Below are 5628 nucleotides of genomic sequence, written 5' to 3'. Positions count from 1 at the left end.
GCGCGCGCCCGCGCGCGCGCCCCCCCCCCGCGGGCGCGGGCGGGGCGGGCCCCGCCCCGCCGCCCCCCCCCCCCCCCCCCCCCGGGCCCCCGGCCCCGCGACAACCGGACGACCCTCCGATGAAAGGAAACCGATGTCCACCGCCCTTCAGCACCACCTGTTCGCGAGCGACGACGGCGGCAACGACCTGCCGTACGTCCTGTCGCTGCCGGACGGCTACGCCGACACGGCCGAGCCCTGGCCGCTGCTGCTGTTCCTGCACGGCGCCTCGGAGCGCGGCGAGGACCTGGCCGGCATCGCCGCGCACGGCCCGCTCAAGCGGATCGAGGCCGGCGCGGACCTGCCGTTCGTCGTCGTCGCGCCGCAGTGTCCCTCGTACAGCACCTGGGCGGCCGAACTGAGCGCGCTGGCCGCCCTGGTCCGGGAGGTGGCCGACGCCCACCGCGTGGATCCGGACCGGCTGTACGTCACCGGGCTCAGCATGGGCGGCACCGGGACGTGGGCGCTCACCGCCCGCTACCCGGGCCGGTTCGCGGCCGCGGTGCCGATCTGCGGCTCCTGGCTGCCGGAGGCCGCGCCGCGGATCGCCCACCTGCCGGTGTGGACCTTCCACGGCGCCGAGGACCGCAACATCCCGGTCTCGCACACCGAGAAGATCGTGGCCGCGCTGCGGGAGGCGGGCAATCCCGTCCGCTTCACCCGGTACCCGGACACCGGGCACGACTCGTGGACCAGGACGTACGACGACCCCGAGGTCTACGCCTGGCTGCTCGCGCAGTCCCGGTCGGCCTCCGGGGACCGGACCGGACGCGCGGACCCGCTCGGCTCGAACCCGCTCGGCGTGGACCCGGCGGCGCCGCTGGACGTGCTGGTCTTCGACGGCGGCTTCGGCGACGGCTACGTCCGGGACGCCGAGGAGCGCTACCGCACGGCGTTCCCGCACGCGGAGGTCGCGCACACCGCCGCCGCCGAGATCCGGCCGCTGCTGGAGCCGCGCCTCGCCGACGGGAGCCCGCCGGACCTCGTGGACAACACCGGCCCGGCCTCGGTGGCCACCGCCGAACTGGCCGCCGCGGGCCGGCTGACCGACCTGCGGCCGCTGCTGGCCGCACCGGCCTACGACGATCCCGGCCGGACCGTCGCCGACACGCTGATCCCGGCGGCGATCGCCAAGGGCCGGTTCGGCGGGGAGGAGGTCTGGGCGCTCAACCACGCGTACACGGTGTTCGGCCTCTGGTACTCCGAGTCGACGCTGGCGAAGCACGGTTGGGAGTACCCGCGGACCTGGGACGAGATGCTCGCGCTGTGCGAGGAGGCCAAGCGCGAGGGCATCGCGGGCTGGACGTTCCCCGGCAAGTACCCGTTCTACCTGCAGTGGACGCTGTACCCGTTCATCGCCAAGATCGGCGGCCCCGAGGTGCTGCGGGCCATCGACAACCTGGAGCCGAACGCCTGGCACCACGACGCCGTCCGGCAGGCCTTCGAGGCGTACCACGAACTCGCCGTCCGCGGACACCTGCTGGCGGGCACCGCGGACCTCGACCACCTCCAGGCGCAGACCGCGTGGACGGCCGGGAAGGCGCTGTTCATCCCGAACGGCTCCTGGGTGGAGAACGAGGCCAAGGACACCACGCCGCCCGGCTTCGACATGGCCGTGGCCCCGCCCCCCGGGCTCGGCGACACCGACCGGATGCCGTTCGGGACCATCTGGGCGGCGGCCGGCAGCGCGTTCGTCGTCCCGCGGGCCGCCCGCAACCCGCAGGGCGGCCAGGAGCTGCTGCGCGTCCTGCTCGGCCGCACGTCGGCACGGGAGTTCACCCGCCGGGTGTCCTCGCTGACGGTGGTCGGCGAGGCCGCGGACGACCTCGAACTGCCGCCCGGCCTCGCCTCGGCCCGCGACCTGCTCAAGGCCGCCGGCGAGCACATCGTCGCGCCCCGCACGGACTGGTACCAGGACCTCAACCGCGAGGTGATCGCCGGCTACATCGGCGAACTGACGACCGGCCGGCTGAAGCCCGCCGAGGCCGTCCGGCTGATCCAGCAGGCGGCGGACCGGACCGCCCAGGACGGTTCCGTCACGAAGTACCGGCACCCCTGAGCCGTCCGCTCCCCCTCTCGGGGATCCGGTCGCTGACCTAATTCGGCAGCCGGTTCCGGGCGTTGAGGAAGGTCTGCACCAATCCATAGCCTGGAGGCACACCACAAAGCCCCCGAGGCGAACGGAGACATCGCCCATGGTCAGCGATGTGATCGAGCGGAACGGCCGGTTCCAGGAAATCATGGACCGCCTCACCGTCAAGTCGATCGACGACTACTACAACCCCTACCGGCTCTTCGAATGGCCGGACCGACTCCCCGAGAACACCTGGTGGATGAGCCCCGAACTCACCACCACCCACGGCACCGAGCTCGCCGAACGGCTCACCCCCGAACAGCTCCACACCCTCTCCAAGCACGAGAGCATCAACTTCTACAGCCTCAACGTCCACGGCATCCGCGAACTCCTCACCGAGGTCGTCAACCGCATCCACACCGCCGGATTCGAGACGCCCTCCGAGTTCTTCCACCACTTCATCGGCGAAGAGAACGAACACATGTGGTTCTTCGCCGAGTTCTGCCTGCGCTACGGCAAGAAGATCTACCGCCAGCCCGCCGCCGGCACCGAAACCCCCACCCACGGCACGAAGACCGAAAGCCTCCTCGTCTTCACCCGCATCCTCATCTTCGAAGAACTCGTCGACCACTACAACGCCACCATGGCCACCGACGAGCGCCTCCACGACACCATCCGCGCCATCAACCGCATCCACCACCAGGACGAATCCCGCCACATCGCCTTCGGCCGCGAACTCGTCGACCTCCTCTACCAGGACCTCAAGCAGGACGCCACCGAACAGCAGCTCGACGACATCTCCACCTACCTGCGCCGCTACCTCACCCACAGCTTCGAATCCCTCTACCACCCCCAGGTCTACCGCGACGCCGGCCTCGACAAGCCCCACGAGGTCCGCCGACAGCTCCTGGAATCCCCCGCCCGCGCCGAAGCCGAACGACGCACCTTCCGCAAGACTGCCAAGTACCTGGAAAAGACGGGACTCATCCGATGAACCGCCTCACCGGCCACGACGGGCAACCCGCCCTCGCCATCCTCGGACCGCCCGCCACCCGCCTGCTCCAGGAACTCGACCAGACCTTCACCACCTGGGCCCGGGCCGCCGGCGCCCAACCCATCACCCCGCCCCCGCTCTACCCGGTCACCGACCTCGAGAAATTCGACGTCTACACCAACTTCCCCCACCTCGCCTGGACCGCCGCCCCCCTCGACCTCACCGGCGAACCCCGCAAACCCGCCGGCGGACGCTTCACCCCCGACGCCCTCGCCGACGCCCGCTACGGCCTGCCCCACGCCACCTGCTACGGCGCCTACCTCTACTACGAGGGCACCACCGTCCCCGACGACACCCTCGTCACCCTCGTCAACCGCTGCTTCCGCAGCGAGGACCACTACGACGGCCTGCGCCGCCTCGCCTCCTTCCAGATGCGCGAGATCGTCGCCATCGGCACCCACGAGCACACCCAGCAGGTCCTGCACCACTTCACCGACCGCATCCTCGCCTTCGCCGCCGCCCTCGGCCTCGACCTCGGCAAGGCCCCCGCGAGCGACCCCTTCTTCCAGAACGACGGCGCCCGCGCCCTCCTCCAGAAGCTCAACCCCGTCAAACACGAATTCCAGTACGGCGACCTCGCCATCGCCTCCGTCAACACCCACCGCAACTTCTTCGGCGAACGCTGCGACATCACCCTCACCACCGGCGAACACGCCTACACCTCCTGCACCGCCTTCGGCCTCGAACGCTGGATCGCGGTCCTCACCGACCACTTCCACGGCGACCTCGACCAGGCCGCCGAAACCGTCCGCACCGCTCGAAAGGAACCGGCATGAGCGCCACCGGCATCGACAAGGTCCGCGACTGGATCCTCGGCCGCCACCCCGGCCGCACCGAACTCGCCCCCGACGTCAACATCATCGAGAGCCGCCTGGTCGACTCGCTCGCCTTCGTCGAGCTCGTCTACACCATCGAGGACGCGGCCGGCATCGAGATCGACTTCGACACCATCGACATCGAGGACTTCCAGTCCCTCGCCACCATCCAGAAGGCGTTCTTCGCCTGAGCCCGAGGAGGGACCACCCATGCACGCCGTTTCCTACACCGCCCAGTGGATGGCCGCCGCCCGCGCCCAGGAGTCCGAACGCGACGACGCCCTCTTCACCGACCCCCTCGCCCGCGACCTCGCCGCCCCCAAGGGCTTCGAACTGATCGAGCGCTACGCCGGAGGCGGCCTGCTGCCGTTCATCTCGATCCGCACCAGGTACCTGGACGACGCCATCCGCGACATCCTCGCCGAGGGCGGCATCCAGCAGGTCGTCCTCATCGCCGCCGGCATGGACACCCGCGCCTACCGCCTCGACTGGCCCGACGGCACCGAGCTCTACGAGGTCGACCACGGCCCCCTCATCACCGAGAAGCGCCGCCGCCTCGACGCCCTCGGCGCCGAACCCCGCACCGACCGCCGCGAGGTCTCCGCCGACCTCACCCAGGACTGGCTGCCCACCCTCGAAGCCGCCGGCTTCGACCGCACCCGCCCCACCCTGTGGATCGCCGAGGCCCTCACCTTCTTCCTCACCGACGAGCAGGCCGCGGGCTTCCTGCGGCTCCTCGCCTCGGCCTCCGCCCCCGGCAGCCGCCTCGCGTTCGACATCCTCGGCCGGGCCCTGCTGCGCAGTCCCTTCTCCAAGCCCTTCCTGGACACGCTCGCCGCCGACGGCACCCCGTGGATCTTCGGGACCGACGAGCCCGAGGAGTTCCTGACCGCCAACGGCTGGAAGGCCGTCGACGTCAGCGAGCCCGGCCAGCCCGGCGCCGGCCAGGGCCGCTGGCCCTACGACGTCCAGCCGCGCAACCGCCGCGGCGCCAACCGGCTCTGGCTCATCCGCGCCGAGATCGCCGCCTCGTGACGGGCCGCCGGGCCACCACCGGCGCGGACCCGGAGTAGCCGGCCGTGTGGATCGGGGTCGATCTGCTGCACATCGGCGAACTGGACCGGCTGCTCCGCCGGCCCTGGTTCCGGGCCTTCGTCTACGACGCGGCCGAGCTGGCCACCGCCGAGGCGTTCGGCCCCGAGCGGGCCCGGGAGTTCCTGGCCGGGCGGTTCGCCGCCAAGGAGGCGGTGCTGAAGGCCCTCGGCACCGGCTTCACGGGCGGCATCCGGCCGCGAGACGTCGCCGTCCTGCGCTCGGACGGCGGCGCCCCGGTGGTCCGGCTGTCCGGCGCCGCCGCCACCTGGGCGGCCGGCCTCGGCGTGGCCGGTGTCCAGGTGTCGATCACGCACAAGCGCGACCTCGTCCTCGCCGCGGCCCTCGCCCACCCGGGGGCCTGAACACCCCGGGCCCGCCGTCGAACTCCCGCCCACCGGACGGTACTTCCCCACCGCCGGCGGGCACCTCCCGCACCGCCGCCCGGCCCACCCTCCGGGCGGCGACGGGAGCTCGCCGGCGGGCCCGGGCTGACCGCGGCCGGGGGCGGGGAGGGGGCGAGCGGGCTGGGCGCGCCCGCGGCGGCGGGGGAG

At 72.1% G+C, this 5628-nt stretch carries 6 protein-coding genes; all 6 read left to right on the top strand.

The annotated features are described in order from the left end of the window. The first annotated feature begins 133 nt into the window (after positions 1-133). The 6 genes from ngcE to ACFV4F_RS36035 all read left to right on the top strand — a co-directional run bounded on the left by ngcE (position 134) and on the right by ACFV4F_RS36035 (position 5439). Entirely contained in the window at positions 134-2098 is a 1965-nt protein-coding gene (gene ngcE / locus ACFV4F_RS36060) for an N-acetylglucosamine/diacetylchitobiose ABC transporter substrate-binding protein (RefSeq protein ID WP_380509108.1), read from the top strand. Positions 2099-2234: 136 nt separating this feature from the next. Continuing rightward, positions 2235-3107 carry a diiron oxygenase gene (locus ACFV4F_RS36055; protein WP_380445492.1) on the top strand — a complete coding sequence of 291 codons (873 nt, stop codon included), beginning with the start codon at positions 2235-2237 and terminating at the stop codon, positions 3105-3107. After that, positions 3104-3943, top strand: a complete 840-nt coding sequence (locus ACFV4F_RS36050; protein ID WP_380445493.1) for a hypothetical protein — start codon at positions 3104-3106, stop codon at positions 3941-3943. The genes ACFV4F_RS36055 and ACFV4F_RS36050 overlap by 4 nt, the downstream gene beginning before the upstream one ends. Beyond that, positions 3940-4173 carry an acyl carrier protein gene (locus ACFV4F_RS36045; RefSeq protein ID WP_380499147.1) on the top strand — a complete coding sequence of 78 codons (234 nt, stop codon included), beginning with the start codon at positions 3940-3942 and terminating at the stop codon, positions 4171-4173. The genes ACFV4F_RS36050 and ACFV4F_RS36045 overlap by 4 nt, the downstream gene beginning before the upstream one ends. A 19-nt stretch (positions 4174-4192) precedes the next feature. Then, entirely contained in the window at positions 4193-5017 is an 825-nt protein-coding gene (locus ACFV4F_RS36040; protein WP_380509105.1) for a class I SAM-dependent methyltransferase, read from the top strand. Positions 5018-5061: 44 nt separating this feature from the next. Further along, positions 5062-5439 carry a holo-ACP synthase gene (locus tag ACFV4F_RS36035; RefSeq protein ID WP_380509102.1) on the top strand — a complete coding sequence of 126 codons (378 nt, stop codon included), beginning with the start codon at positions 5062-5064 and terminating at the stop codon, positions 5437-5439. Positions 5440-5628: the final 189 nt, after the last annotated feature.

The sequence above is a fragment of the Kitasatospora sp. NPDC059722 genome (genome assembly GCF_042733235.1).
Taxonomy (GTDB): Bacteria; Actinomycetota; Actinomycetes; order Streptomycetales; family Streptomycetaceae; genus Kitasatospora.
This window is presented reverse-complemented; position numbering and strand designations above follow the sequence as displayed.